The sequence below is a fragment of the Streptomyces sp. NPDC057002 genome, from assembly GCF_042673825.1.
GTDB lineage: Bacteria > Actinomycetota > Actinomycetes > Streptomycetales > Streptomycetaceae > Streptomyces.
The window spans coordinates 1,741,671-1,766,965 of the sequence record NZ_JBHURZ010000001.1; the positions used below are offsets into that span (position 1 = coordinate 1,741,671).

Genomic DNA, 25,295 nt, shown 5'->3' on the forward strand with positions numbered 1-25,295 from the left:
CACTCCTAGTTGAGGTACTGACACGTGGAACGCGGGGTGAAGACGCCGTGCCCGGCGTGTCCGGTGTACTCCCGCTCGGTGATGACGAGTTCGCCGCGCGAGAGGACCGTCTCGACCCGGCCGGTGGTGCGTTTGCCCTCGTACGCCGAGTAGTCGACGTTCATGTGGTGCGTCTCGGCCGACATGACCTGCTCGGCGTGCGGGTCGTAGATGACGACGTCGGCGTCGGCGCCCGGCGCGATGGTGCCCTTCTTCGGGTACAGGCCGAACATCCGGGCCGGGGAGGCGCAGGCGATCTCGATCCAGCGGCGGCGGGAGATGTGCCCGTCGAGGACCGCCTGGTGGAGGAGGTCCATACGGTTCTCGACGCCCGGCAGGCCGTTGGGGATCTTGGAGAAGTCGCCGCGGCCGAGTTCCTTCTGGCCCACGAAGCAGAAGGGGCAGTGGTCGGTGGAGACGACCTGGAGGTCGTTCGTGCGCAGGCCCCGCCACAGCGCGGCCTGGTGCTCCCGGGGCCTGAGCGGTGTGCTGCACACGTACTTGGCGCCCTCGAAGTCCGGCTCGGCGAGGTTGTCCGTGGACAGGAACAGATACTGCGGGCAGGTCTCGCCGAAGACGGGCAGCCCCTCGTCCCGGGCCCGGGCCAGCTCGGCGACCGCCTCCGTCGCCGAGACGTGCACGACGTACAGGGGCGCACCGGCCACCTGCGCGAGCTTGATGGCACGGTGGGTGGCCTCGGCCTCCAGCAGGGCCTTGCGGACCTCGCCGTGGTAGCGCGGGTCGGTCTCGCCGCGGGCCAGCGCCTGTTCGACCAGGACGTCGATCGCGATGCCGTTCTCGGCGTGCATCATGATCAGGCCGCCGTTGTCGGCGGAGCGTTGCATGGCGCGCAGGATCTGGCCGTCGTCGCTGTAGAAGACGCCCGGGTAGGCCATGAACTGCTTGAAGGAGGTGACGCCCTCCTCGACCAGGTGGTCCATCTCCTTGAGCGTGTGCTCGTTGACGTCGGAGACGATCATGTGGAAGCCGTAGTCGATGGCGCAGTTGCCGTCGGCCTTGGCGTGCCAGGCGTCCAGGCCCTCGCGGAGGCTGTGCCCGACGCTCTGCACGGCGAAGTCGATGATGGTCGTCGTGCCGCCCCAGGCGGCGGCGCGGGTGCCGGTCTCGAAGGTGTCGGAGGCGAAGGTGCCGCCGAAGGGCAGCTCCATGTGGGTGTGGGCGTCGACGCCGCCGGGGATGACGTACTTTCCGGTGGCGTCGATCGTGCGGTCCGCTGTGAAGGTTGCGGAGGCGGGTGTGCCGGAGGCGGCGAGGGCGGCGATGCGGCCGTCCTCGATCAGGACGTCGGCGTGCAGTTCGTCGGAGGCGGTGATGACCAGGCCGCCTCGGATGACGGTTCGGGTGCTCATGATCTGTCGCTCCTCGCCGTTGGAACGTGACGGTTGTGTGTGGCTGGTCGCGCAGTTCCCCGCGCCCCTAAGGGGCCGTCAGCGGGCTGTACGTTCCAGGCGCCCGGTCCCTGTAGAACTGCCAGCGGTCGCGGACCTCTCGGAGTTTGGCCATGTCCAGGTCGCGGACGACCAGTTCGGGCTCCTTGTCGCTCGCCACCTCGCCGACGAACTGGGCCTCCGGGTCCACGAAGTAGGACGTGCCGTAGAAGTCGTTGTCGCCGTACTCCTCGACGCCGACCCGGTTGATCGCGCCGATGAAGTACTCGTTGGCGACGGCCGCCGCCGGCTGTTCCAGCTGCCACAGATAGGCCGACAGGCCTCGCGAGGTGGCCGAGGGGTTGAAGACGATCTCGGCGCCCGCCAGGCCGAGTGCCCGCCAGCCCTCCGGGAAGTGGCGGTCGTAGCAGATGTAGACGCCGACCTTGCCCACGGCCGTCTCGAAGACCGGCCAGCCGCTGTTGCCGGGGCGGAAGTAGAACTTCTCCCAGAAGCCGCGCACCTGGGGGATGTGGGTCTTGCGGTACTTGCCGAGGTAGGAGCCGTCGGCGTCGATCACGGCCGCGGTGTTGTAGAGGACGCCGGGCTGCTCCTCCTCGTACATCGGCAGCACCAGGACGATGCCCAGCTCCTTCGCCAGTGCCTGGAAGCGCCGGACGATGGGGCCCTCGGGGATCTGCTCTGCGTACTCGTAGAAGGCCGGGTCCTGGACCTGGCAGAAGTACGGTCCGTAGAACAGCTCCTGGAAGCACAGGACTTGAGCACCCTGCGCGGCCGCGTCGCGGGCCGCCTGCTCGTGGACCTGGATCATCGATTCCTTGTCGCCCGTCCAGGCGGTCTGGAAGACGGCGGCACGGATCACTCTGCTCATCGGGACCTCCGGTCGCTCGGTGTGCCGTGAGCCTAGGAAGTCGCGAAAGAGTCTTTGAGTTGCACCGTGTCACGTCTGAGGGCGTGCGGCGTGCCACTGTGTCACCCTGCCGTGGGTTCATGTTTCACCGCCGTTTTCCCAGGTGGTCACGTGTTTCACTGCTGTTGCGCGTCGTGCGCGAGGAGTGCGATGTGCACGGAGGCGGCCTGCTCGAAGTCGTCGAGATCCACCCCGAGGCGGCCCTGTATGGCCTCCAGACGGCGGTAGAGGGCCGGCCGGGAGACGTGGTGGAGCTGGGCCGTGCGGGACTTGTTGCGGCCGGTGGCGAGGTAGGTGCGCAGGACGGACAGCAGGTCCTCGTCGGTCTCGCACAGCAGCCCGTCCAGCTCGCGCTCCGCGAAGGACTGCACCTGCGGATCGTCCCGCAGGAGACGGATCAGACCGCGCAGATGGACGTCCTTCAGGCGGACGACCGACGGGAGGTCGAGGGCCGCGGCGGAGTCGGCGACCGCGTCCGCCACGTGCTGGGCCTCGCGCAGTCCCGCGGGTACGTCGTCCCAGACGGCCCGGGGGTCGGCGGCGGCGACGATCGTGCGGGCCGAACCGGACTCGGTCCGCAGCCGGGCCGCGAAGTGCGCGGCGAGGGCGACCGCGTCCTGGTCGCGGGCGAGGCTGAGGAGTACGGCGGTGGCGCCGTCGGCCAGTTCGGCGACCAGTCCGGGCAGGCCCAGCAGCCGCAGCAGCCGGTCGAGCCGGCCGGTGTCGCCGTCGCGCACGACCAGCGGCACGAAGGTCCGCCGGTTGACGGGCAGTCCGGCGGCGCGGGCCCGGGGCAGCAGTTGCCGTGCCGGTACGACACCGCTGACCAGGTCGGTCAGCAGGCCCTGCGCGGACTGCTCCTCCCAGGAGCAGGCCGCGCTGCCGCCGAGCATGCGGTGCAGGACGAGGGCCTCGGCCGCGCGGTCGGCCAGCAGCCGTCCGGTGGCGGTGTCGCCGCGGTAGCCGCACAGCACGATGCGGCCCCAGCGCTCGCCGCGTCCGCCCAGTTCGGCCCGGATCCAGCCGTCGCCCTCGGTGCCTCCGGCCTGGCGGGCGATGCGTTCCCAGTCGCGCAGGACGTCGTCGACCGCCGGCCGCTCCCCCGCCGTGCCGAGGACGCGGTGGGCGAGGTTGGTGACGACGACCGGGCAGGCGGCATGCCGGGCGATCTCGTCGAGCAGGCGTTGCAGCGGGGCGCCCGCGGTGATGAGGGCGGTGAGTTCGGTGCGGACCGCCTCGGAGAGGCTGACGGCGGCGAACTTGCGCCGCACGAGCCGCGACTGGACCTCCTCGGTGAGGTCGGCGAAGGGGAAGGGCCGGTGCAGGACGACCATCGGCAGCCCGCACCGCTCGGCGGCCCTGCGCATCACGTCCGGGGTGGCGGGGAAGGCGCGGCCGAGTCCGAGGACGACGGCGGCGGCCTCCGCGCGGTGCAGCGACCGGACGTACTCGGCCTGCTTGTCCTCGTCACCGGCGAGCAGCACGCCGGTGGTGAGGACCATCTCGCCGCCGCTGAGCATCACACCGACGTCGGCGGCCTCGGCGACGTGCACCCAGCGCACCGGCCGGTCCAGGTGGTTCGCTCCGGCCACCACCTCGGGCTCCCCGGCGAGCACCCGCTCCAGGGTGAGGACCTGCCGGACCGACAGGGCGGGTTCCCAGGTGTCCGGGGTGGTGGCCATGGCGACTTCCCTTGCCTCGGTGCGCTGCTACCGGATGCTTCTCAGAGCGTTCTCGAGGATCGCGGCGCCCTCCTCGGCCTCCGCGACGTTGAGGGACAGCGGCGGGGCGACGCGCAGACAGCTGGTGTTGTGGCCGCCGCCCTTGCCGAGCAGCAGCCCGCCCTCGCGGGCCGCCTCCAGGACGGCCGCGGTGGCCTGCGGATCGGCTTCGTCGGTGCCGGGCTTGGTCACCTCGATGCCGATCATCAGCCCGCGCCCGCGGACCTCCCGTACGGCCGGCACCTGCGCGGCGGCGGACCGCAGCCGCTCGATGAGCAGGCCGCCGACCCGCCGGGAGTTGCCCTGAAGGTCGTGTTCCACCAGGTAGTTGAGGTTGGCGAGGCCCGCCGCCATGGTGATCTGGGTGCCGCCGAAGGTGGAGATGCTGTTGGAGTCCAGGCAGTTCATGATCTCGGAGCGGGCGACGACACCGCCGATGGACATGCCGTTGCCGATGCCCTTGGCGAAGGTCATGATGTCCGGCGGCCCGTTGCGCCCGTGGGCCTGCCAGCCCCAGAAGTGCTCGCCGGTGCGGCCCCAGCCGGTCTGCACCTCGTCGGCGATCCACAGGATGCCGCGCTCGTTCAGCACCTCGCGGAAGGCGGCGTACAGCCCGTCCGGGGGCGAGGTGAAGCCGCCGACGCCCTGGATGGGTTCGGCGATCAGCGCGGCCGGCGGACGGGTGTGGCCGAGCAGGTCCTCCAGGTCCTCGACGCAGGCCGCGATGAACTCGGCGTCGCTCAGGGCCGCGTAGGGGCCCCGGGTGCGCACGCCGCCGTGGACGTACAGCGTCTGCAGCGGGGACAGCGAGGTCGGGGACCAGCCGCTGTTGCCGGTGATGCCGACGGAGCTGAAGGAGCGGCCGTGGTAGCTGTTGCGCATCGCCAGGATCGTGTTGCTGCGCCGGTACGTCGTGGCCAGCAGCAGGGCGGTGTCGTTGGCCTCGGTGCCGGAGGTGGTGAAGAAGACGCGGGCGTCCGGGATGCCACTCAACTGGGCGATGCGCTCGGCGAGTTCGATCATCGGCCGGTTGAGGTACAGGGTCGAGGAGTGGATGATCCGCGCGGACTGCTCGCTCACCGCCTTGGTGATCTCGGGCAGCGCGTGGGCGGTCATCGTGGTGAGGATGCCGCCGAAGAAGTCGAGATACCGGTTTCCCTGGGCGTCCCACACATGGCGGCCCTCGCCGTGGGTGATCTCGATGGGCTCCTCGTAGTAGAGGGCGAGCCAGTCGGGGAGCACGGTCCGGTGGCGGCCCAGCAGGTCGTCGGTCACGGCCGCACCAGCCCTTCGTAGGCGTCGGGGCGGCGGTCGCGGTAGAAGGCCCATTGCTGCCGCACGTCCTCGACGAGGCCGAGGTCCAGGTCGCGGACGACGAGCTCCTCCTTGCTGTCGCTGGCGACGTCGCCGACGAACTGCCCGCGCGGGTCGACGAAGTACGACGTCCCGTAGAAGTCGTTGTCCCCGTACTCCTCCTGGCCCACGCGGTTGATCGCGGCGACGAAGTACTCGTTGGCGACGGCCGCGGCGGGCTGCTCCAGCCGCCACAGGTGGGACGACAGGCCCCGGTGGGTGGCGGAGGGGTTGTAGACCAGCTGGGCGCCCTTCAGGCCGAGTTCGCGCCAGCCCTCCGGGAAGTGGCGGTCGTAGCAGATGTAGACGCCGACCTTGCCGACGGCGGTGTCGAAGACGGGCCAGCCGAGGTTGCCGGGTTTGAAGTAGTACTTCTCCCAGAAGCCCTTGACCTGCGGGATGTGGTGCTTGCGGTACTTGCCGAGGTAGCTGCCGTCGGAGTCGATCACGGCGGCGGTGTTGTAGTAGAAGCCGGACTGCTCGACCTCGAACACCGGCACGACGATCACCATGCCGGTCTCGCGCGCGAGCGCCCGCATGCGCCGCACGGTCGGGCCGTCCGGGACGGGCTCGGCCCAGCGGTAGTGCTCGGGCTCCTGGACCTGACAGAAGTAGGGGCTGTTGAAGACTTCCTGGAAGCCGATGATCTGCGCGCCCCGGCGGGCCGCCTCGCGGGCGTGCTCCTCGTGTTTCGCCACCATGGACTCGGTGTCGCCGGTCCAGGTGGCCTGGACCAGAGCGGCACGTACGACGTTGGCCATGAGCTGCTCCTTCGACGCGACGTCTGCGTCTCTACGCCCGTAGAAACGGGCGTAGAGCCACGAACGTAAGCCTCCGGCACGGGCTTGCCAAGACCATCGTCCCCAACCCGCTGGGCTGAGCGCGATTCACACTCCTGTGGGTGAGTCGCCCGGGGCACGGCGTCGCCGGTCAGGCGGCGAACCCGGCGACCCGGAGCGCGTGCACGAGATCCCAGCGGCGCTCGTCCGACACGCCCTGGGCGGCCTGGAGCAGGAGCGGTACGAGGCGCTGCGGATCGGGCGCGACGCTGCGGGCGGCCTCCTCGGGGGTGCGGGCCCTGACGTACGCGTCGAGCAGTGCGCGCACCTCGCGGTGACGGCCCTCGGCGGCCAGCGCGAGGACGGCGGCACCGACCTCGGCCGGGGGCCGGGCGACGCCCTGCCGCAGGATCTGCTGCCCGTCGCCCGCGCGTCCGGCCGCGCCCAGTGCGTCCGCCGCGGCGACCAGCCGCCCCGCGGGCAGCGAGGCAGCCTCCCACAGCAGGGTCTGCCAGTCCGCGCCCAGCCCGGCCCGCTCCAGCTCTCCCGCGAGCAGCGGGAACCGGGCCGGGGCCGAAGAGGTGAGTTCGACCAGCAGCGCGTGCGCCTCCCCGCTGCGCCCCTCGGCACGCAGCCGCGCCAGCGTCTCGACGGTCCGGGCGACCTCCGCCTGGTCCGTCGCGCCGCCTGCCTCGCCCTGCGGCTCCACGTGCCGGACCGCGGCTTCTTCGGCGGCCCCGGCGAACCGGGCACCCCGCCGGGTGCGGCCGGTGACGGGGGCGGGTTCGGGAAGCGCCGGCACGGCAGCGGGCGGCACGACGACGGGCGCGGCCTCCTCCTCGTCCATCCCGGCGAAGCGGGCACTGCCGCGCCGGCGTTTGCGCTGCTTGGGGGTGGGCTGCTGGGGGGCCGAGGGCTCGGGGGCTGGAAACGTGCCGGGGCTGCCGTCGACTTCCGGGGGAACGGCCCGGCCCGCCGGATGCTCGTGGGCATCGCGCTCCGGCTCCGGGCCGGCCGCCGCATGCCGGGTGTCGTACCGAGTGGCACCACCAGCTGTGCCGGACGCCGGCTGCTGGGTGGGGTGCCACGGCCTGGCAGGCGTGGTGGGCGTCCCGGGTTCGTACGGTCCACCCAGCCCGTCCGGGCCGCCCAGGCCGCCCGGGGCACGCTGAGCCCGGGGAGACCCCCCGGCCGCCGGCCTTCCGTCGCCGTGGGCACGGACACCGCCGTCGGCCGCGTCGCCGCCGAACGCGCGGAAACCACCCTCCGCCGCACCACCGCCGGATCCACGGACACCACCGTCGGCCGCGTCGCCGCCGAACGCACGGAAACCACCCTCCGCCGCACCACCGCCGGATCCACGGACACCACCGTCGGCCGCGTCGCCGCCGAACGCGCGGAAACCACCCTCCGCCGCACCACCGCCGGATCCACGGACACCGCGCTGGGCCGCACCGCCATCGAACCCACGAAGTCCGCCCTCGGCCGAACCGCCACCGGACGCACGGGCTCCTTCCGCAGCCGCACCAGCCCCGAACCCGGGTGCGCCTTCCGTCGGGCTCGGGCCGGCGCCGTCGGGCACGGCCCCGGCAGTCCCTGGCGCCTCCTCGCCACGCGCACCCGCGGCAGCGCCCGAGGCCTCCCCGCCACCACGCGCACGCGCGGCCCCGCCCCCTCCCCCGCTGGCGAACGCCCCCGGCGTGTCCGCCGGGGCGCCCTCGCTCCTCCCGTCCGGGGCGCGCCGCCCCCCGAAATAGGCGGCTTCGCCGCGCTCGCGGCCGTTCAGGTGGGCCATCCGCTCGCGCAGCTCCGCGCAGCGGGCCGTCGCGCGTTCGTGGTCGTCGTGGGCCCAGGCGAGGTCGAGGCGGAGGGTGTCTGCCTGTTCCCGGGTGGGGGCTGAGGCGAGCAGGCGGGTCAGGTCCGCCTGGCGTTCGGCGGCGTACTTCTGCTCGCGGAGCATGACGTCCAGCCGGTCCCCGAGAGCGTCGCGGCCGCCCGGCCGGGCATCGTACGCGGCGAGCGCGGCCGTATGCAGGGACCGGGCGCGTTCCGTCTCCGGGCCCGCGCCCCCGGGGCCGTACTGCCCGGCGAGGTCCTGCAGCAGCGCCTCCACCACGTCCCAGGGCGGCATCTCATGCCCGTCGAGACAGGCCCGCATGCCCTCCGGGTCGCGCTGCCAGAACACCGCGCACCAGCCGCCGGACGGGTCGAGGCGTGTCAGTAGACCGTCCAGGTAGTTCGCGAACTCCCGGACCCTGCCCGGGAGTTGATCCGCTGCCATCGCTCAACTCCCGCCAGACCGGAGCGCTCCGCCCAGTAGGCAACACCAATCGTGTTACAGGAGTGCTACGGGGAGTTTTCGCGCGCGACGCGGGAGCCTCAGCGCCAGGACGTCAGACCGGTGCAGGCGCGCACCGCTGCGCCACTTCGTCCATGGACAGCCCGAGCACGCCGGCCAGCGCGGCCACCGTGAAGAAGGCCGGGGTGGGAGCCCGACCGGTCTCGATCTTCCGGAGGGTCTCGGCGGAGATGCCCGCGTCCGCGGCGATCTCCGTCATGCTCCGGTCGCCACGCGCCTCACGCAGCAGCCGGCCCAGCCGCTCGCCGCGTTCGCGCTCTTCGGGGGTGAGAGGGGTGCGCACCATGCCCCCATTCTAATACCGGTATAGTAATTGGCATGGTGGAACTCAAGACCGACACATCGATCGATGCCATGTACGAGGCGGGCCAGGTCGTCGGCCGCGCCCTGACGGCCGCGCGCAAGGCCGCCGCCGTGGGCGTCTCCCTGCTGGAACTGGACGAGGTGGCGCACGACGTGCTGCGCGAGGCGGGCGCGACCTCGCCGTTCCTGGGGTACCGGCCCTCCTTCGCCCCGACCCCCTTCCCCGCCGTCCTCTGCGCCTCGGTCAACGACGCGATCGTGCACGGCATCCCGGGTCCCTACCGCCTGCGCGACGGCGATCTCGTGTCCCTGGACTTCGGCGCCGAACTGGGCGGCTGGGTCGGCGACTCGGCCCTCAGCTTCGTCGTCGGCACCCCGCGCAAGGGCGATCTACGCCTGGTCGAGACCGCCGAGCGGGCCCTCGCCGCGGGCATCGAGGCGGCCGTCGTGGGCAACCGCATCGGCGACATCGCCCACGCGATCGGCACGGTGTGCCGCGGGGCCGGCTACGGCATCCCGGACGGCTTCGGCGGTCACGGCATCGGCCGCCGTATGCACGAGGACCCCGGGGTGCCGAACGAGGGCAGACCGGGACGGGGCATGCCCCTGCGGCACGGCATGGTGCTGGCGATCGAGCCCATGGTGATCGGGGGCGGTACGGACGCCTACCACGCGGCACCCGACGGCTGGACCCTGAAGACGAACGACGGCTCCCGCGCGGCCCACGCGGAGCACACCGTGGCGATCACGGATTCCGGACCGAGGATCCTGACGGCACGCTGACCCGCACCGGGACCCGCACCCGGACCCGGACCAGCCGGCCCGAATCCCCCGGAATGTCCCGAAGGTGCCCGCTGCCGACGATCGTGCGAAGGTGTTCTACGAGCGCGCCCCAGGTGTAACCGGCTGCCACCCGGGTTACCCGACCCCGGCACGTCGACCAGCGAGGGCGTCCCCCCGCGCGGGCGCCGGGGACGCCGGGAACGGAAGGCCCATGAGCAGCGGCTTCACCAGCCCGGAGGGCGGCTACGGCTCGGACCCCTTCGGAGAATTCCTCGCACGCTTCTTCGGCGGACCGCGTCCCGGTCCCCGGCAGATCGACCTCGGACGGCTGCTCAGCCAGCCGGCCCGGGAGCTCGTCCGCGGCGCCGCCCAGTACGCCGCCGAGCACGGCAGCCGGGACCTCGACACGGAGCATCTGCTGCGGGCGGCGCTCGCCACCGAGCCCACCCGGACCCTGCTGAGCAAGGCCGGGGCCAATCCCGACTCGCTGGCGTCGCAGATCGACGACCGGTCGGGCCCGGCCCAGCACGGCCCGGAGGACGCGCCGCCGCCGACCACGCTGTCCCTCACCCCGGCCGCCAAACGGGCCCTGCTGGACGCGCACGACATGGCCCGGGCCCGCGGCTACGGCTACATCGGCCCCGAGCACGTGCTCAGCGCCCTGGCCTCGAACCCCGACTCGGCCGCCGGGCACATCCTGAACGCGGCCCGCTTCGCGCCCTCCCAGCCGCCGGAGGCGCCGGAGGCCCCCCAGGCCGAGCGGCCGCGGGTGACGAACACGCCGACCCTCGACAAGTACGGCCGCGACCTCACCGAACTGGCCCGGCAGGGGCGTATCGACCCGGTGATCGGCCGGGACGAGGAGATCGAGCAGACCGTCGAGGTCCTCTCCCGCCGCGGCAAGAACAACCCGGTGCTGATCGGTGACGCGGGCGTCGGAAAGACGGCGGTCGTGGAGGGGCTGGCGCAGCGCGTCTCCGAGGGGGACGTGCCCGACATACTGATCGGGCGCCGCGTGGTCGCGCTGGACCTGACGGGTGTGGTCGCGGGCACCCGCTACCGGGGTGACTTCGAGGAGCGGATGAACAACATCGTCAGTGAGATCCGCGCCCACTCCGAGCAGTTGATCATCTTCATCGACGAGCTGCACACGGTCGTGGGCGCCGGTTCCGGCGGCGGCGACGGCAGTTCGCTGGACGCCGGCAACATCCTCAAGCCCGCCCTCGCCCGCGGTGAACTGCACATCGTGGGCGCCACCACCCTGGAGGAGTACCGCCGGATCGAGAAGGACGCCGCGCTGGCCCGCCGCTTCCAGCCGATCATGGTCCCGGAGCCGACCGCCGCGGACACGATCGAGATCCTGCGCGGCCTGCGGGACCGCTACGAGGCCCACCACCAGGTCCGCTACACCGACGAGGCGCTGGTCGCGGCCGTCGAACTGTCGGACCGCTATCTCACCGACCGCCGACTTCCGGACAAGGCCATCGACCTCATCGACCAGGCCGGTGCCCGGGTGCGGCTGCGGGCCCGGACCAAGGGCACGGACGTACGCGCCCTGGAGCGGGAGCTGGAGCAGCTGACTCTGGACAAGGACCAGGCGGTCGCCGACGAGAGTTACGAGCAGGCCACCCAGTTGCGCGACCGGATCCTGGACGTGAAGCAGCGGATCGCCCAGGCCGGCGGCGACAGCGAGATCGACGAGGGCCAGGACCTCGTCGTCGAGGCCGAGTCGATCGCCGAGGTGGTGTCCCGCCAGACCGGCATCCCGGTCAGCAGCCTCACCCAGGAGGAGAAGGACCGGCTGCTGGGCCTGGAGGAGCATCTGCACCAGCGGGTGGTCGGCCAGGACGAGGCCGTGCGGGTCGTCTCCGACGCGGTGCTGCGCTCCCGCGCCGGCCTGGCCAGCCCGGACCGGCCGATCGGCAGCTTCCTCTTCCTCGGCCCGACCGGGGTCGGCAAGACCGAACTGGCCCGGGCGCTCGCCGAGGCGCTGTTCGGCAGCGAGGACCGCATGGTCCGCCTCGACATGAGCGAGTACCAGGAGCGGCACACGGTCAGCCGCCTGATCGGCGCCCCGCCCGGCTACGTCGGCCACGAGGAGGCCGGCCAGCTCACCGAGGTCGTCCGCCGCCACCCGTACTCGCTGCTCCTCCTCGACGAGGTGGAGAAGGCGCACCCGGACGTCTTCAACATCCTGCTCCAGGTCCTCGACGACGGCCGGCTGACCGACTCCCAGGGCCGCACGGTGGACTTCACCAACACCGTCATCACGATGACCAGCAACCTCGGCTCCGAGGCGATCACCCGCCGCGGCGGCACGATGGGCTTCGCGTCAGGCGGCGACGACGCGGACGAGGAGGCCCGGCGCGAGCAGATCCTGCGCCCGCTGCGCGAGCACTTCCGCCCCGAGTTCCTCAACCGCATCGACGAGATCGTCGTCTTCCGCCAGCTCACCACGGAACAGCTGCGCCGGATCACCAACCTACTGCTGGACCGCACCCGTTCCCTCGTGCACGACAAGGGCATCACGGTGACCTTCACCGACCAGGCGGTGGAATGGCTGGCCGACCACGGCTACCAGCCCGAGTACGGCGCCCGCCCGCTGCGCCGCACGATCCAGCGCGAGGTGGACAACGAACTGTCCCGGCTACTGCTGGACGGCAGGGTGTCCGAGGGCGGCCAGGTCACGGTGGACACCGAGGACGGCCACTTGACCTTCCAAACGCAGAGTTCGGCAGCGCCCTCTTAAGGGGCGCGGGGAACTGCGCGACCAGCCCCCACGCACCCGCACCCGGCCGCTCAGCGCACAGGCCGCACCACCATCGCCGATCCCCCACCCCGCCGTACGGTCTCGGCGGCTGCCAGCCACTTCCCACCCGGCAGCCGCTGAACACCCGTAGCCGCCCCGATCTCAGGGTTGACCTTGAAGGAATGCCCGATCGCCTCAAGCTGCTTGCGCAACTCGGCATTGTCATACAGCCCGGGCTCCAACTCGGTCTGCGCGGCATTTCGCTGACTCGCCCTAGGCGCAGCGATCGCATCGACCAGCGGCAGCCCCCGGTCGACAAACCCGGTCAGCGTCTGCAGGACGGTCGTGATGATCGTCGCCCCACCCGGCGACCCCAGCGCCACCACGGGCTTGTCGTGCCGGTCGAGCACGATCGTCGGCGAGATGGAGGACCGCGGCCGCTTCCCCGGCCCCGGCAGATTCGGGTCGTGCACGGCGGGGTTCGCCGGCGTGAAGGAGAAGTCCGTCAGCTCGTTGTTGAGGATGAACCCCCGCCCCGGCACGGTGATCCCGCTGCCGCCGGTCTGCTCGATGGTGAGCGTGTAGGCGACGACGTTCCCCCACTTGTCGGCCGCCGTCAGATGCGTGGTGCTGTCACCCTCGTACGTCGTCGGAGCGGCCTTGCCACCGGAGCCACACCGCTCAGGATGACGCGGATCGCCGGGCGGCACCGGGCTGGAAAGCACGGCGTCGTCCTTGATCAGGCACTCGCGGGAGTCGGCGAACCGCTGCGACAACAGCTCCTTCGTCGGCACGTCCTCGAACGCGGGGTCGCCCACCCACCGCCCCCGGTCCGCGAACGCGATCCGGCTCGCCTCGATGAAGCGGTGCAGGTACTTCGCCTTGCTCGCCTTCGACAGGTCGGTCCGCTCCAGGATGTTGAGCGCCTCGCCGACCGTCGTACCGCCGGAGGACGACGGCGCCATGGAGTAGACGCCGAGGCCGCGGTAGGAGGTCCTGGTGGGTGCCTGGAGCTTGGTGCGGTAGGCGGCGAGGTCCTTCGCGGACAGGTCGCCGGGACGGGCGTTCCAGCCGGAGGCCGGGTCGACGGGCGGCTTGTTGACCGTGTCGACGATCTCCCGGCCGAGGCCGCCGCGGTAGAGCGCGCCGGTGCCCTTGCTCCCCAGCTCCGCGTAGGTGCGGGCGAGGTCGGGGTTCTTGAAGGTGGAGCCGACTACGGGGAGCTGTCCACCCGGCAGGAACAGCTCGGCGGTGTCCGGGAAGTAGCGGAAGCGCGTCTCGTTGGACGCCGTCTGCGAGCGGAAGGTCTCGTCGACCGTGAAACCGTCGCGCGCCAGCCGCTCGGCCGGCTTCAGGACGCTCGCGAGCCGCTTGCTGCCCCACTGGTCCAGCGCCGTCTGCCAGGTGGCGGGGGTGCCGGGCGTGCCGACGCTCAGGCCGCTGCTGACGGCTTCGGCGAACGGGACGGGCTTGCCGTTCTCGGTGAACAGGTTCTTGTCGGCGGACAGCGGAGCGGTCTCGCGGCCGTCGATGGTGCGCACCGTACGGGACTTGGCGTCGTAGTAGACGAAGTAGCCGCCCCCGCCGATGCCGGCGGAGTAGGGCTCGGTGACGCCGAGCGCGGCGGCCGTGGCGACGGCCGCGTCGACGGCGTTGCCGCCCTTGCGCAGGACCTCGATCCCGGCGGCCGAGGCGTCCGGGTCGACGCTGGAGACCGCGCCGCCGTAGCCGACGGCCAGGGGAGTTTTCTCATCTCCGGTGGTCTTCGCGGCGGGTGGCGCGGCCGCCCCCACCGAGACCACCATGGCGGCCGAAACCGCCAGGACCGTCAGATTCCGCGCGACAGGGCGACGCATCCGCACCTCCAGTCAAAGGCCGTCCGCGCAGCTTAATTCATGGCCATGGTCGCGTCAGGCACGCGTCGAACACCGGTGCGTCGGGCCCGCTACCATGCGCGCCCATGAATGACGACGTGCGCAACATCGTTCTGGGTGTGGTCGCGGCGGGTATCAGCGCCGGGCTGGGCTGGGTGGCCCGCACCTACCTGTGGAAGCGCAGGCTCCGCCGGAAGCAGTCCTTCTTCGGGCTGCCCGACAACTCCGAATCCCTGCTGGTGGTGAACCGGAACGCCGGTGGACCCGAGTTCGCGGTGATGCGCTACGACGTGTTCGCCCTCCTCGAACTCGCCGCGCTGATCAAGGACTGCAACGCCCACGCCCAGATATTGCCGCACGACACGGCACGTCAGGGCTTCGGCGAGCGGACGGAGTTCTGTGTCGGCGGACCTGCCTCCAACCGCCGTATGGCGGCCCATCTGTCCTCCCTGCTCCCCGGCGTGCGGGTGAACGTGGACCCCGAACCGGGGCCGGACCGGGGATCGTTCCAGATCGGCTCCGAGCGCTACCGCGTGGACACCGGCAAGGAGGAGTACGCGCTGCTCGCCCGGCTGACCGCCGAGCGCAGCCAGAACACCCGGCCCGTCTACCTCTTCTGCGGCCAGACCTCGATCACCAACCAGGCCACCACCCGTTACCTCGCCCGCAATCACGAGAAACTGGCCCGCAAGTACGGCAACAGCTCCTTCGCGCTGCTGCTGAAGGTGATCAACTCGCAGGCGTACGGGCCGGACGTCATCGAACTCGTGGAGGACGTGACCCGGGCGGCTCAGACTCCGCTTCCCGCCGCCGCGAATCCACGCAACAGCCACCGGGCCTCCTGAAGTCCTCCACCTCTCAACAATCGTTACTGGCACGTAACTTACCGACGGGTTACCACTGGTAAGGGGCTGAGGTTACCGTCTGGTCACTTTGCACTTACACGAGTGAGGAGTGATCCGTGGGATCCCACCGCAAGGCCCTGCGCACCACCGCCGTAGGCGCCGTCTCGGCGACGCTGGTCGCCGGCACAGCCCTCGGACTCGCCCCCACCGCACAGGCGGCGCCGAACCCCGTCCGCTTCGTCGACATCACCGGCGACGGCGGCACCGTCCTCAAGGCCAACGTCGTCACCCCGGCCGGGGCCGACGGCACGCACCGCTACCCGCTGCTCGTCATGCCCACGAGCTGGGGCCTGCCCCAAGTCGAATATCTGGCCCAGGCGCAGAAACTCGCCGACTCCGGGTACGTCGTGGTCACCTACAACGTGCGCGGCTTCTGGCAGTCGGGCGGCGAGATAGAAGTGGCGGGCCCACCCGACATCGCCGACGCGTCGAAGGTCATCGATTGGGCGATCGCCCACACCCCCTCGGACGCCGGGCACATCGGCATGGCGGGCGTCTCCTACGGCGCCGGCATCAGCCTGCTCACCGCCGCGCAGGACAAGCGGGTCAAGGCGGTCGCCTCACTGAGCGGCTGGGCGGACCTGATCGGCTCGATCTACGCCGGGCGCACGCAGCACCTCCAGGCGGCCGCCCTGCTGGACGGCGCGAGCATCGTCACGGGCCGGCAGAGCGCCGAACTCCGGCAGACCTTCGACGACTTCTACGGTTCCAACCTGGCGAAGGAGCCGGAGCTGATCGCCTGGGGGAAGAAACGTTCCGCTGCGACCTATGTCGACCAGATCAACAAGAACGGCGCGGCGATCATGCTCGCCAACGCCTGGGGCGACTCGATCTTCCCGCCCAACCAGTACGCCGACTTCTACGAGAAGCTCACCGGCCCGAAGCGGCTGGAAATGCGGCCGGGAGACCACGCCACCGCCGAGATGACCGGCCTGTTCGGGCTGCCCAACGACGTGTGGAAGGACACCACGCGCTGGCTCGACCACTACCTCAGGGGCGTGGACAACGGCATCGACCGTGAGCAGCCCGTCCAGCTCAAGTCCCGTTCCTCGGGCGGCTACGAGGGCTACCCGGACTGGAAGTCGGTCGCCGCGACCGACCGGAAGATCGCCCTCGGGGGCACGACCACGATCCGCGCGAACGTGAACTCGGGGGCGGACGGCGGAGTCGTCTTCCTGTCCAGCATCCTCGACCAGGTCGCCCAGCTGCCCCCGATGGCCTCGATCCCGCTGCTCCCCCGCCGCTGGGCCGCCGTCTGGCAGTCGGAGAAGTACGCCACGGCCCAACAGGTGCGCGGCACCGCGAAGTTGCACACGACCCTCACCCCGACCAAGGAGAGCGGCACCCTCGTCGCCTATCTCTACGACGTGGGGCCGCTCGGCCTCGGCAAGCTGGTCTCCAACGCGCCGTACACCTTCCACGGGCGCACCCCCGGAAAGCCGTTCGGCGTCGACCTGGAGCTGTACTCCACGGCCTACGACGTCCCGGCCGGGCATCGCCTCGCCCTGGTCGTCGACACGGTCGACCCGCTCTACATCGAGCACAACCCGTCCGGCGCGCAGCTGACCTTCTCCTCGCCTGCGAACGACCCGTCGTACGTGTCGGTCCCGCTGCGCGAGCAGTGATCTCCGGCTGCCGCCGGACGGGCCTGGCCGATGTGAACCGCCGCCCCCGTGGCCACAAGGGCCGTGGGGGCCACACCCGGCGGGAACGCCCCGCGGACCGGGCCGGCGGTCTGTTCACCCCCGGAGGGATCGGCGGGCTTCGGCGAAGTCCCCCTCTCCGACAGGGATGAAGGGCACATCGTAGTCGAGGTCCGATCCGATGAGCCGTCCGGTGCCTGCCCGTTCAGTGCTTGAGGATCTTGGAGAGGAAGTCCTTGGCGCGGTCGCTGGTGGGGTTGGTGAAGAACTCGTCGGGGGTGCGGTCCTCGACGATTCCGCCGTCGGACATGAAGACGACGCGGTTGGCGGCCGAGCGGGCGAAGCCCATCTCGTGCGTGACGACGATCATGGTCATGCCGTCGCGGGCCAGTTGCTTCATGACCTCCAGCACCTCGTTGATCATCTCCGGGTCGAGGGCCGAGGTCGGCTCGTCGAAGAGCATCGCCTTGGGTTCCATGGCCAGGGCGCGGGCGATGGCCACGCGCTGCTGCTGACCGCCGGAGAGCTGCGCCGGGTACTTGTCCGCCTGGTCGGCGACGCCGACCCGGTCGAGGAGTTCCCGGGAGCGTTTGTCGGCGTCCTCCTTCCTGCGCCCGCGCACCTTGACCTGCCCCAGGGAGAGGTTCTGCAGGACGGTCTTGTGGGCGAAGAGGTTGAACGCCTGGAAGACCATGCCGACGTCGGCGCGCAGCCGGGCCAGGGGCTTGCCCTCCTCGGGCAGCGGCTGTCCGTCGAGGACGATCGACCCCGACTCGATGGTCTCCAGCCGGTTGATCGCCCTGCACAGTGTCGACTTCCCCGACCCCGAGGGGCCGATGACCACGACCACCTCCCCCTTGCCCACGGTGAGGTTGATGTCCCGCAGGACATGCAGCTCGCCGAAGTGCTTGTTGACGTCACGCAGCTCGATCAGCGGATCTACGGCCATACTCAGCCCTACTCACTCTCAGCTGTGTGGTGGTTGCCGCAACGTATCCAGGCAAGATCGGACTTGTCGGGCGACACGCACTTTTCGATCATTAGCCGTATTTACATCGCACTTTGGCTCAAAGGGTACGCTCATGGGTCTCATGCCTCCGCGACTTCCGCGTAGAGCTGCGACAGCTCGGGCACGCCGTACGCGGCCCACTCGTGCCCGGAGTCCACGACGTCGAACTCCCTGCCGGAGGTGAGCCGCACGACGGGCTGCCCGTCGGACCTGATCTCCCAGGCGGCTCCCGGCACGGTGCGCACGATGACGCTGCCCAGGTAGAGACCCGCGTCGTTGCCGAGCCAGGCCAGGGTCTCCTCGTCGTCCCGCCAGCGCGGCAGCAGCTGGTCCAGCGCCTCCAGCGAGGCCGCCGAGTCGTCCAGCCGGACCCCCGCCCGGGACGCCTGGGAGCGGAGCAGTTCGCACTCGGCGAGCAGATCCGCGATGCCCGCGGGGTCGGGGAACCCGACCTTCTGGCGCCGGTTGCCCAGGAAAGGGATGTTCATACGTACAGCGTGTCATTCGTACCGCCGTACGCACCACAGGCGCGCGGGCCGTCGATGACGGTCGAGTTCACGCCGAGTTCGCGCATGGCGCGTTGACGAGTCCCTGTTGTCTCCCTAGCTTCACCGTGCGTCTTGCGTATCGGCGTTCGTGGTGTCTTCTGTTCCGTCCCTGCGTTTGGTGTTGTCGCGTCGTGTGTCGATGAGCGGGAGGAGTCGGCCGTGCGCCGATGTGTCCGGGGGGTCCTGGTCGTCCTGACCCTGTGCGGGTCCTTGTTGTCGGCGGCGCCGGCGGTGCCGGCGCAGGCCGTCGAGGAGAGACGGGCCGCGCCCGTGCCGCTTGAGCGGCTGTTCGACAACATCGCCGTCAGCGACGACAGCCGGCCCGCCGCGGCCGACTTCGACGGCGCCGGCGCCTCCCTGTCGGCGCGGGACCTCACGGCCGCGGGCTGGGCGCCCGGGCGCACCCTGACCGTCCAGGGCGCCCGGCTGACCTGGCCGCGGCGGCAGCCGGGCGAGCCGGACAACGTCCGTGCCGCCGGGCAGGACGTCCGCGTCACGGGGCGCGGCGACGCCCTCGCCTTCCTGGTGGCGGGCACGGCCGGCACGGAGGCGGGCGGCCCGGGCACGATCGTGTACGCGAACGGCACCCGCTCCGGTTACCGGCTGACCGCGCCCGACTGGCGCACCGGGCCGCTCGCCACGAAGGCGGTGGCACTGCCGCACATCAACACACCGGGCGGGCAACTCGCCGAGCAGGCCCGCCTGTACGTGGTGACGGTGCCGCTGACGCCGGGGCGCGAACTCGCCTCGGTCCGGCTGCCGCGCGCCGCCGGGCTGCATGTCTTCGCGATGTCGGTGCGGACCGCCACACAGGGCTGGACCGGCAGCTGGACGGCGTCGACGGGCGGCTACGCCGCCGTGGGGCCCTGGACGGACCGGACGCTGCGGCTGGTGGTGCACACGTCGGCAGGCGGGCCCCGGGTGCGGATGCGGTTCGACAACACCTTCGCCGCGGCCCCGGTGCGGATCGGCGGCGCGACGGTCGCCGTGCGGTCCTCGGGCGCGGCGGCGCGCGGGACGCCGGTGCCGCTGTCCTTCGGTGGTGAGGAAAGCGTGGAGATCCCGGCCGGCGCCCAGGCGTACAGCGATCCGCTGGGCTTCGCGGTGCCGGCGGACGCCGATCTGCTGGTCAGCTTCCATCTGCCCGGCCCGGTGCCGGCGGCGCCCCTGCACCGGCTCGCGCAGCAGCGGTCGTACGTCAGCGAGCCCGGCGACCACACGGCGGACGGTACCGCCGTCGCCTACACCTCGGTGATCACCAGCTGGCCGCTGCTCGCCGGGGTCGATGTGAGCGGCGGGCCCGGGTCCGTGGTGCTGCTCGGGGACTCGATCACCGACGGCGACAAGTCCACGGTGGACGCGAACCGGCGGTGGCCGAACGTGCTGGCCGGCCGGCTGCTGCGGCAGAGCGCCGTACCGCGCTACGGGGTGCTGAACCAGGGCGTCTCGGGCAACCGTGTGGTCACCGACCGGTATCCCGGCGACGGGGTGTCCACGGACACGGCCGGGGTGAGTGCCCTGCACCGGTTCGACCGGGACGTCCTCGCCCAGCCGTCGGCCCGTACGGCGATCGTCTTCGAGGGCGTCAACGACGTGCGCTGGGGCACCTCGGCGGAGCAAGTGATCGTAGGGCTGCGGGAGCTGGCGGAGCGCGGGCAGGCCCGGGGCCTGCGGATGCTCGCGGCGACGATCCTGCCGTGCGAGGGCGAGACGCGGTGCACGGCGGCCGTCGACGCCGAGCGGGTCGCGGTGAACGAGTGGATCCGCACGGGCGGTGTCTTCGACGGGGTGCTCGACTTCGACGCCGTCGTACGCGACCCGGCCGACCCCGCGCGGATCCTGCCCGTGTACGACAGCGGCGACCATCTGCATCCCGGGGACGCGGGGCTGGCTGCGCTGGCGGAGTCGGTCGACCTGCGGCTGCTGTGAGCCGGTCGTCTGCGGCCGCCCGGAGCTACACGTCCAGGTCGACCACGACCGGGGCGTGGTCCGACGCGCCCTTGCCCTTGCGCTCCTCGCGGTCCACGTAGGCGTCCTTGACCGCCTGGGTGAACGGCGCGTTGGCGTACACCAGGTCGATGCGCATGCCGCGGTTCTTCGGGAAGCAGAGCTGGCGGTAGTCCCAGTACGTGAACGGGTGCTCGTACTTCAGGGGCCGCGGGACCACGTCGGACAGGCCCGCCTCGCGCAGGGAGGCGAGGGCGGCGCGCTCGGCGGGGGTGACATGGGTCGCGCCCTCGAAGGCCGCGCGGTCGTAGACGTCGTCGTCGGTCGGCGCCACGTTGTAGTCGCCCATCACCGCGAAGGGGCGGCTGCCGGCCGCGTCTCCGGCGACGGCGGCCTTGAGGGCCTCGAACCACTGGAGCTTGTAGGCGTAGTGCGGGTGGTCCACCTCGCGGCCGTTCGGCACGTACACCGACCAGACGCGGAGCGGGCCGCAGGTCGCCGAGATGGCGCGGGGCTCCACCGAGCCGTCGAACCCGGGGTCGCCGGGCAGGCCCTTGACGACGTCCTCGATGCCGACGCGGGAGAGCACCGCCACGCCGTTCCACCGGCCGGTCGCGTGGACCGCCGACTCGTAGCCCAGCTCGCGCAGCTGCTCAGCGGGGAACTGCTCCTCGCCGACCTTGGCCTCCTGGAGGCACAGCACGTCCGTGCCGCTGCTCTCCAGCCAGGCCAGGAGCCTCGGCAGGCGGGCGGTGATCGAGTTCACGTTCCAGGTCGCGATGCGCATGTCCCACAACCTACCCGGAGGGTCTGACAACGCCAGGGGCCCCTAGAGGTGGGCCGACGCCCCGGGGGTGAGCCGCAGGTGTTCCGCCCCGGCCAGGTTGCCGATCTGGCGGTCGTAGATCGGGCGCGCGAGGTCGGTGAGGAGGGCGTCGTGGATGTCGTAGGCGCGCTGCGGCCGGACCTCGCGGACGTAGTCGATGACCTCGGAGATCTTGCTCCACGGGGCCATGACCGGGAGCATCAGCGTCTCCACCGGGTGGTCGGGGACAGTGAGGGCGTCGCCGGGGTGGAAGACCTTGCCGCCGTCGACGAGGTAGCCGACGTTGGTGATGCGCGGGATGTCCGGGTGGATCACGGCGTGGAGTTCGCCGTGGACCTGGACGTCGAAGCCGGCGGCCGTGAACGTGTCACCGTGGCCGACGGTGTGCACGCGGCCCGGGAACGCCGAGGAGATCTTCTCGGCGACGGACCTGAGGGTCCAGATCCGCGCGGCCGGGTTGTTCTCCATCGCGGCACGCAGCCGGAACTCGTCGAAGTGGTCGGGGTGCTCGTGGGTGACGAGAATCGCGTCCGCGCCGAGCGCGGCGTCCTCCTCGCTGAACCCGCCGGGGTCGAGGACGAGGGTCCGGCCGTCCTTCTCGAGGCGGACGCAGGCGTGCGACATCTTCGTGAGCTTCATGAGTCCATCCTGCCTCCCGGGGTTCCGCGCGGGCTCACTCCTGGGGCGTGGTCTCCTCGCGGATGACCTGCTGGGCGACCTTGAACGCGCTGTTCGCGGCCGGTACGCCGCAGTAGACGGCCGCCTGGAGCAGCACCTCCTTGATCTCGCCCGGGGTGAGGCCGTTGCGCAGGGCGGCCCGGGTGTGGAAGGCCAGCTCGTCCAGGTGGCCGCCGGCGATCAGGGCGGTGAGGGTGACGCAGCTGCGGGTGCGCCGGTCGAGCCCGGGGCGGTCCCAGATCTCGCCCCAGGCGTAGCGGGTGATGAACTCCTGGAAGTCCCCGGAGAAGTCGTCGGCCTGGGCCAGCGCCCGGTCGACGTGCGCGTCGCCCAGCACCTCGCGGCGGACCTTGATCCCGGCGTCGTAGGGGTCGGGGCGGCCCTGCGCCTGGGGTACCACGACGGGGGCGATCTCGGCGACGGGCCCGGTCTGGAGAGGCTGGGGCGGGACCGGGGACAGGGCCGGCTTGACGGCGGCCGCGGGCAGGGCCGTATGGCCCGTGGAGGTGTCGAAGGCCGGCTGCCAGGCGGTGGAGAAGTGCCGCACCAGGAGGTCGGTGACCGCTGCGGGCTGCTCCACCGGCACCAGGTGGGAGGCGCCGGGGACGACGGCGAGGCGGGCGTCGGGGATGCCGGCGACCAGGGTGCGGGCCTCGGCGGGGCCGGTGACCTGGTCGTCGGAGCCGACGAGGACCAGGGTGGGCACGCCGACGCGGCCCAGTTCGGCCCGGACGTCGAACGAGGCGAGCGCCTCGCAGGCGGCGATGTAGCAGCCGGGGTCGGTGGTGCGGACCATCTGCACGGCCCACTCGGTGATCGCGGGCTGCGCAGCGGCGAACCCGCCGGTGAACCAGCGCTCGGGCGAGGTGCGGGCGATGGGGTCGAGGCCGTTCGTGCGGACGATCACGCCTCTCTGCCGGAACTCGTCGGCCGTGCCGAAGCGGGGCGAGGCCGCGATCAGCGCCAGGGAGGCGAGCCGCTCGGGGTGGCGCAGCGCCAGCTCGATGCCGACCGCACCGCCGAGCGCGCAGCCCGCGTAGCCGAAGCGCTGCACGCCGAGTCCTTCGAGCGTGGTCAGCAGCCGTGTGGTGAGGTCGTTGACCGAGCCCGCCGGGTACGCGGGAGCGCCGCCGTGTCCGGGCAGGTCGAACCGGAAGACGCGCCAGTGCTTGATCAGCTCGGGGATCTGGCGGTCCCACATGTGCCAGGTGGTACCCAGTGAGGGACCGAGGATCAGAACAGGTGCGTCTTCTGGCCCGTCAAAGCGGTACTGCAGGGTGTTCGGCGGCGTCTCACTCACGCCCCAGACCCTCTCACGTATCACGAAATCTCACACGGCCGGGAGAGCCCGGCGACGCCTGCTCATCGGGGAGGCTGGGCATGACCGGCCCGAAAGCCTTCCGGGATCTCCCCGATCCGCATACCGATCACTACATGGTGGACAAGTTGTGCCCTTCCCTCGCAGACGGCCGGGCCGTGGGTGCCGGCTGCGCGGGCCCGAACTTCGTCGTCTTCTCCAGGACGTCCGGCGCGTAGAGGCGCAGGCCCTGGTGCAGCGCGAACTCCGCCAGATACGCGCGCAGCACGGACGGCGGCTCCTCGGCGAGGCCCAGCATCCGCCGGTTCGCGACCACCGCCGGGGCGGCCAGCTCTTCGACGGCGGCCGCGACCGCCGCGTCGAGTGCGGCGGGATCGGCGACGGTGTCGCAGATCAGCCGGGCCTCCGGCTCGGTGGCATGGATGCGCCGCCCGGAGAGGATGACCTGACGCGCGAGACGGCTGCCCGCGATGCGCGGCAGACGCAGGTTGGCCACGCCCGGGATGATGCCCTCCTGGGCGGCGGGCAGACTGAAGTAGGCGTCGGACGCGGCGATCACCCGGTCGAAGGCGAAGAGGAGCTGCATGCCGCCTCCGATGGCGAAGCTGTCCACGGCGGCGATCCACGGCTTCTGCACGGTCCGCGCGGCCCAGTGCGGGTTCCGGCTCGTCAGGGGCCGGCCGCCCGCGTCGGCCAGGAGCAGGCCGCGCTGCAGCTTGCTGAGGTAGCCCAGCTCGCGCCGCAGCAGGAAGTCCGTGTACGAGATCCGGCCGGCGTCGAGGTGGCGGAGGTTGATGCCGGCGCTGAAGACGCGGCGGCCCCGGTAGCGCGGATGTGTCATCTCTCCACCGCGCAGCACCCCCACTTTGACGCGGTCGTCGAGGAGCGCCAGGTCGACACCGACGTCCATGGCCGCGATCAGGTCGTTGTCCTCGGCGTTGAGGGCGCCCCGATTGGTGACCGTCAGGTGGGCCGCGTCGCCGACGCGCTCCACGTGCAGCCGGCCGAGATCGACACCGCCGCGCCCGGTGAACTCCGGCAGCAGTGCCAGGGCCCGGTCCGTGGGCCGCAGCAGCGACTCCATCAGATGGAGGCCGGCCCGCTCCTGCCGCAGCACGCCGGAGAAGAAGACGGCCTGGTCGATCTCCCGCCCTTCCTTGTCGGCCTGCGCGAGCCCGGCCTCGACGGCCATCTGCTCACGGGTGGGCACCAGGCCGTCGAGCAACGCGGCCGCGGCGTCGAGGAGCTCGTCCAGCCGGAGGTAGTGGGTGCGGTTCCCGGTCAGCGCGTCGTACACGGCCTGCCCGTGCTCGGCCAGGAACGCGGTGCGCGCGCGCCGCGCGTCGTCCGTCGCGGCGTTGACGCGCGCCCGCTGTTCGGGAGTGCGATCGGCCTTGCGCGGCACATCGGCCAGGACTCCCTCGGCGCGCACCACCAGGGTGCGGGGGCCTTGCCAGGCCGCGGCCAGGGCAGCGGTCACCGCTCGTCTCCCGTCCCCGGGGCGCCTACGGCGGCGCGCAGCGCCCGGTCGCAGGCGGCGAGATGAGTGCCGAGCGCATCCTCGAACGAGGTGCGGGGGGCGTCGAGGATCAGGCTGCGCAGCAGCCGGGCCTCGACGCCTGAGGGGCTGCCTGCCAGCACCTTGGCCACGCGGTCGTCGAGCGCGTCGGTGATCTCGTCGACGACGCCGAGATCGAGAGCCTGGTAGGACTCCAGCACTCCGGTGCCCGACATGCACAGGGTGAGCCTGCGGGCGAGGGAGACACCGACGCGCTGGGTGAGCCGGTGGACGGCCATGCCGGGCCAGAAGTCGCGGGCCGCGGTGGGCAGGGCGATCCGCAGGTCGGGCGCGGCGATCCGGATGTCCGCGGTCATGAGCAGGTCGAACGCGGGCCCGCCGCACGCTCCGGAGGCGGTCACGAGGGTGACGGCGTCCAGGCGTTCCCACTGCCGCAGGGCGCGCTCCCACTTGTTCACCGTGTGAACGTCGACGGAGCCCGGCCAGTGCGTGTGGCCGGGGCCGAGCTCGATCACCGCCGCCGCGGCCCGCTCGTCCTCGGCCCGCTCACGGAACGCGGTGATCGTCCTGGTCAGTCGCGCCATGCCCTGCGTGGAGTCGAGCCGTATGCGCAGCGTCGTCAT

Annotated in this window: 20 protein-coding genes; 5 read left to right on the plus strand and 15 right to left on the minus strand. The window is 71.7% G+C overall.

All coding sequences use genetic code 11. The features are described from left to right. Positions 1 to 5: 5 nt before the first annotated feature. The 7 genes from hydA to ACFT32_RS07855 all read right to left on the minus strand — a co-directional run bounded on the left by hydA (position 6) and on the right by ACFT32_RS07855 (position 8,856). The gene (gene hydA, locus ACFT32_RS07825; protein ID WP_382486886.1) at positions 6 to 1,409 is read right to left on the minus strand and encodes a dihydropyrimidinase; all 1,404 of its coding nucleotides are present in this window, start codon (positions 1,407 to 1,409) and stop codon (positions 6 to 8) included. Positions 1,410 to 1,476: 67 nt separating this feature from the next. Then, a complete protein-coding gene (locus ACFT32_RS07830; RefSeq protein ID WP_382486888.1) occupies positions 1,477 to 2,319 on the minus strand; it encodes a nitrilase-related carbon-nitrogen hydrolase in 843 nt (280 codons plus the stop codon). Positions 2,320 to 2,474: 155 nt separating this feature from the next. Beyond that, the gene (locus ACFT32_RS07835) at positions 2,475 to 4,040 is read right to left on the minus strand and encodes a PucR family transcriptional regulator (RefSeq protein WP_382486890.1); all 1,566 of its coding nucleotides are present in this window, start codon (positions 4,038 to 4,040) and stop codon (positions 2,475 to 2,477) included. A gap of 27 nt (positions 4,041 to 4,067) precedes the next feature. Then, the gene (locus tag ACFT32_RS07840) at positions 4,068 to 5,354 is read right to left on the minus strand and encodes an aspartate aminotransferase family protein (RefSeq protein ID WP_382486892.1); all 1,287 of its coding nucleotides are present in this window, start codon (positions 5,352 to 5,354) and stop codon (positions 4,068 to 4,070) included. Continuing rightward, positions 5,351 to 6,193, minus strand: coding sequence for a nitrilase-related carbon-nitrogen hydrolase (locus tag ACFT32_RS07845; RefSeq protein ID WP_382486893.1), 843 nt, complete (start codon positions 6,191 to 6,193; stop codon positions 5,351 to 5,353). Before ACFT32_RS07845 ends, ACFT32_RS07840 begins: the two co-directional genes overlap by 4 nt. Positions 6,194 to 6,362: 169 nt before the next feature. Then, the gene (locus ACFT32_RS07850; RefSeq protein ID WP_382486895.1) at positions 6,363 to 8,492 is read right to left on the minus strand and encodes a hypothetical protein; all 2,130 of its coding nucleotides are present in this window, start codon (positions 8,490 to 8,492) and stop codon (positions 6,363 to 6,365) included. Positions 8,493 to 8,604: 112 nt separating this feature from the next. Beyond that, positions 8,605 to 8,856 (minus strand): helix-turn-helix domain-containing protein, encoded by a 252-nt coding sequence (locus ACFT32_RS07855; RefSeq protein ID WP_215117619.1) that lies wholly within the window; start codon positions 8,854 to 8,856, stop codon positions 8,605 to 8,607. 32 nt (positions 8,857 to 8,888) lie between these two features. Here ACFT32_RS07855 and map point away from each other — a divergent pair, with 32 nt between their 5' ends. Both map and ACFT32_RS07865 read left to right on the plus strand, forming a co-directional pair. Continuing rightward, positions 8,889 to 9,656: a type I methionyl aminopeptidase gene (gene map, locus ACFT32_RS07860; protein ID WP_382486897.1), complete on the plus strand. Its 768-nt coding sequence runs from the start codon at positions 8,889 to 8,891 to the stop codon at positions 9,654 to 9,656. 211 nt (positions 9,657 to 9,867) lie between these two features. Then, positions 9,868 to 12,405 (plus strand): ATP-dependent Clp protease ATP-binding subunit, encoded by a 2,538-nt coding sequence (locus tag ACFT32_RS07865; RefSeq protein WP_382486899.1) that lies wholly within the window; start codon positions 9,868 to 9,870, stop codon positions 12,403 to 12,405. A gap of 50 nt (positions 12,406 to 12,455) precedes the next feature. Here ACFT32_RS07865 and ggt read toward each other — a convergent pair whose 3' ends face one another. Beyond that, positions 12,456 to 14,261, minus strand: a complete 1,806-nt coding sequence (gene ggt, locus ACFT32_RS07870; protein ID WP_382486901.1) for a gamma-glutamyltransferase — start codon at positions 14,259 to 14,261, stop codon at positions 12,456 to 12,458. Between the two features lie 104 nt (positions 14,262 to 14,365). Here ggt and ACFT32_RS07875 point away from each other — a divergent pair, with 104 nt between their 5' ends. Together ACFT32_RS07875 and ACFT32_RS07880 are read left to right on the plus strand one after the other, a co-directional pair. Beyond that, positions 14,366 to 15,124 (plus strand): hypothetical protein, encoded by a 759-nt coding sequence (locus ACFT32_RS07875; RefSeq protein ID WP_382486903.1) that lies wholly within the window; start codon positions 14,366 to 14,368, stop codon positions 15,122 to 15,124. 116 nt (positions 15,125 to 15,240) lie between these two features. Continuing rightward, positions 15,241 to 16,809 carry a CocE/NonD family hydrolase gene (locus ACFT32_RS07880; RefSeq protein WP_382486905.1) on the plus strand — a complete coding sequence of 523 codons (1,569 nt, stop codon included), beginning with the start codon at positions 15,241 to 15,243 and terminating at the stop codon, positions 16,807 to 16,809. Positions 16,810 to 17,032: 223 nt separating this feature from the next. Here the strand turns inward: ACFT32_RS07880 and ACFT32_RS07885 are convergent, their stop codons facing one another. Together ACFT32_RS07885 and ACFT32_RS07890 are read right to left on the minus strand one after the other, a co-directional pair. Next, the gene (locus tag ACFT32_RS07885) at positions 17,033 to 17,776 is read right to left on the minus strand and encodes an amino acid ABC transporter ATP-binding protein (protein WP_382486906.1); all 744 of its coding nucleotides are present in this window, start codon (positions 17,774 to 17,776) and stop codon (positions 17,033 to 17,035) included. Positions 17,777 to 17,916: 140 nt separating this feature from the next. After that, positions 17,917 to 18,324, minus strand: coding sequence for a DUF6278 family protein (locus tag ACFT32_RS07890; RefSeq protein ID WP_382486908.1), 408 nt, complete (start codon positions 18,322 to 18,324; stop codon positions 17,917 to 17,919). A 219-nt stretch (positions 18,325 to 18,543) separates the two neighbouring features. Here ACFT32_RS07890 and ACFT32_RS07895 point away from each other — a divergent pair, with 219 nt between their 5' ends. Next, positions 18,544 to 20,313, plus strand: a complete 1,770-nt coding sequence (locus tag ACFT32_RS07895) for an SGNH/GDSL hydrolase family protein (RefSeq protein WP_382486910.1) — start codon at positions 18,544 to 18,546, stop codon at positions 20,311 to 20,313. A gap of 25 nt (positions 20,314 to 20,338) precedes the next feature. Here ACFT32_RS07895 and ACFT32_RS07900 read toward each other — a convergent pair whose 3' ends face one another. The 5 genes from ACFT32_RS07900 to dpgB all read right to left on the minus strand — a co-directional run bounded on the left by ACFT32_RS07900 (position 20,339) and on the right by dpgB (position 25,295). Beyond that, positions 20,339 to 21,118, minus strand: a complete 780-nt coding sequence (locus ACFT32_RS07900; protein ID WP_382486911.1) for an exodeoxyribonuclease III — start codon at positions 21,116 to 21,118, stop codon at positions 20,339 to 20,341. 42 nt (positions 21,119 to 21,160) lie between these two features. After that, the gene (locus ACFT32_RS07905) at positions 21,161 to 21,796 is read right to left on the minus strand and encodes an MBL fold metallo-hydrolase (protein ID WP_382486913.1); all 636 of its coding nucleotides are present in this window, start codon (positions 21,794 to 21,796) and stop codon (positions 21,161 to 21,163) included. Between the two features lie 34 nt (positions 21,797 to 21,830). Continuing rightward, positions 21,831 to 23,135 carry a 4-carboxymuconolactone decarboxylase gene (pcaC, locus tag ACFT32_RS07910; protein ID WP_382486915.1) on the minus strand — a complete coding sequence of 435 codons (1,305 nt, stop codon included), beginning with the start codon at positions 23,133 to 23,135 and terminating at the stop codon, positions 21,831 to 21,833. 130 nt (positions 23,136 to 23,265) lie between these two features. After that, the gene (dpgC, locus tag ACFT32_RS07915) at positions 23,266 to 24,633 is read right to left on the minus strand and encodes a (3,5-dihydroxyphenyl)acetyl-CoA 1,2-dioxygenase DpgC (RefSeq protein WP_382486917.1); all 1,368 of its coding nucleotides are present in this window, start codon (positions 24,631 to 24,633) and stop codon (positions 23,266 to 23,268) included. Further along, on the minus strand, positions 24,630 to 25,295 hold the full coding sequence (gene dpgB, locus ACFT32_RS07920) for an enoyl-CoA-hydratase DpgB (RefSeq protein ID WP_382486919.1): 666 nt from the start codon (positions 25,293 to 25,295) through the stop codon (positions 24,630 to 24,632). The genes dpgC and dpgB overlap by 4 nt, the downstream gene beginning before the upstream one ends.

What these genes read in the sequence shown, in the direction of transcription:
- hydA (WP_382486886.1), bottom strand. Translation starts at nt 1,409, where the DNA reads ATGAGCACCCGAACCGTCATCCGAGGCGGCCTGGTCATCACCGCCTCC.
- ACFT32_RS07830 (WP_382486888.1), bottom strand. Translation starts at nt 2,319, where the DNA reads ATGAGCAGAGTGATCCGTGCCGCCGTCTTCCAGACCGCCTGGACGGGC.
- ACFT32_RS07835 (WP_382486890.1), bottom strand. Translation starts at nt 4,040, where the DNA reads ATGGCCACCACCCCGGACACCTGGGAACCCGCCCTGTCGGTCCGGCAG.
- ACFT32_RS07845 (WP_382486893.1), bottom strand. Translation starts at nt 6,193, where the DNA reads ATGGCCAACGTCGTACGTGCCGCTCTGGTCCAGGCCACCTGGACCGGC.
- ACFT32_RS07850 (WP_382486895.1), bottom strand. Translation starts at nt 8,492, where the DNA reads ATGGCAGCGGATCAACTCCCGGGCAGGGTCCGGGAGTTCGCGAACTAC.
- ACFT32_RS07855 (WP_215117619.1), bottom strand. Translation starts at nt 8,856, where the DNA reads ATGGTGCGCACCCCTCTCACCCCCGAAGAGCGCGAACGCGGCGAGCGG.
- map (WP_382486897.1), top strand. Translation starts at nt 8,889, where the DNA reads ATGGTGGAACTCAAGACCGACACATCGATCGATGCCATGTACGAGGCG.
- ACFT32_RS07865 (WP_382486899.1), top strand. Translation starts at nt 9,868, where the DNA reads ATGAGCAGCGGCTTCACCAGCCCGGAGGGCGGCTACGGCTCGGACCCC.
- ggt (WP_382486901.1), bottom strand. Translation starts at nt 14,261, where the DNA reads ATGCGTCGCCCTGTCGCGCGGAATCTGACGGTCCTGGCGGTTTCGGCC.
- ACFT32_RS07875 (WP_382486903.1), top strand. Translation starts at nt 14,366, where the DNA reads ATGAATGACGACGTGCGCAACATCGTTCTGGGTGTGGTCGCGGCGGGT.
- ACFT32_RS07885 (WP_382486906.1), bottom strand. Translation starts at nt 17,776, where the DNA reads ATGGCCGTAGATCCGCTGATCGAGCTGCGTGACGTCAACAAGCACTTC.
- ACFT32_RS07890 (WP_382486908.1), bottom strand. Translation starts at nt 18,324, where the DNA reads ATGAACATCCCTTTCCTGGGCAACCGGCGCCAGAAGGTCGGGTTCCCC.
- ACFT32_RS07900 (WP_382486911.1), bottom strand. Translation starts at nt 21,118, where the DNA reads ATGCGCATCGCGACCTGGAACGTGAACTCGATCACCGCCCGCCTGCCG.
- ACFT32_RS07905 (WP_382486913.1), bottom strand. Translation starts at nt 21,796, where the DNA reads ATGAAGCTCACGAAGATGTCGCACGCCTGCGTCCGCCTCGAGAAGGAC.
- dpgB (WP_382486919.1), bottom strand. Translation starts at nt 25,295, where the DNA reads ATGACGACGCTGCGCATACGGCTCGACTCCACGCAGGGCATGGCGCGA.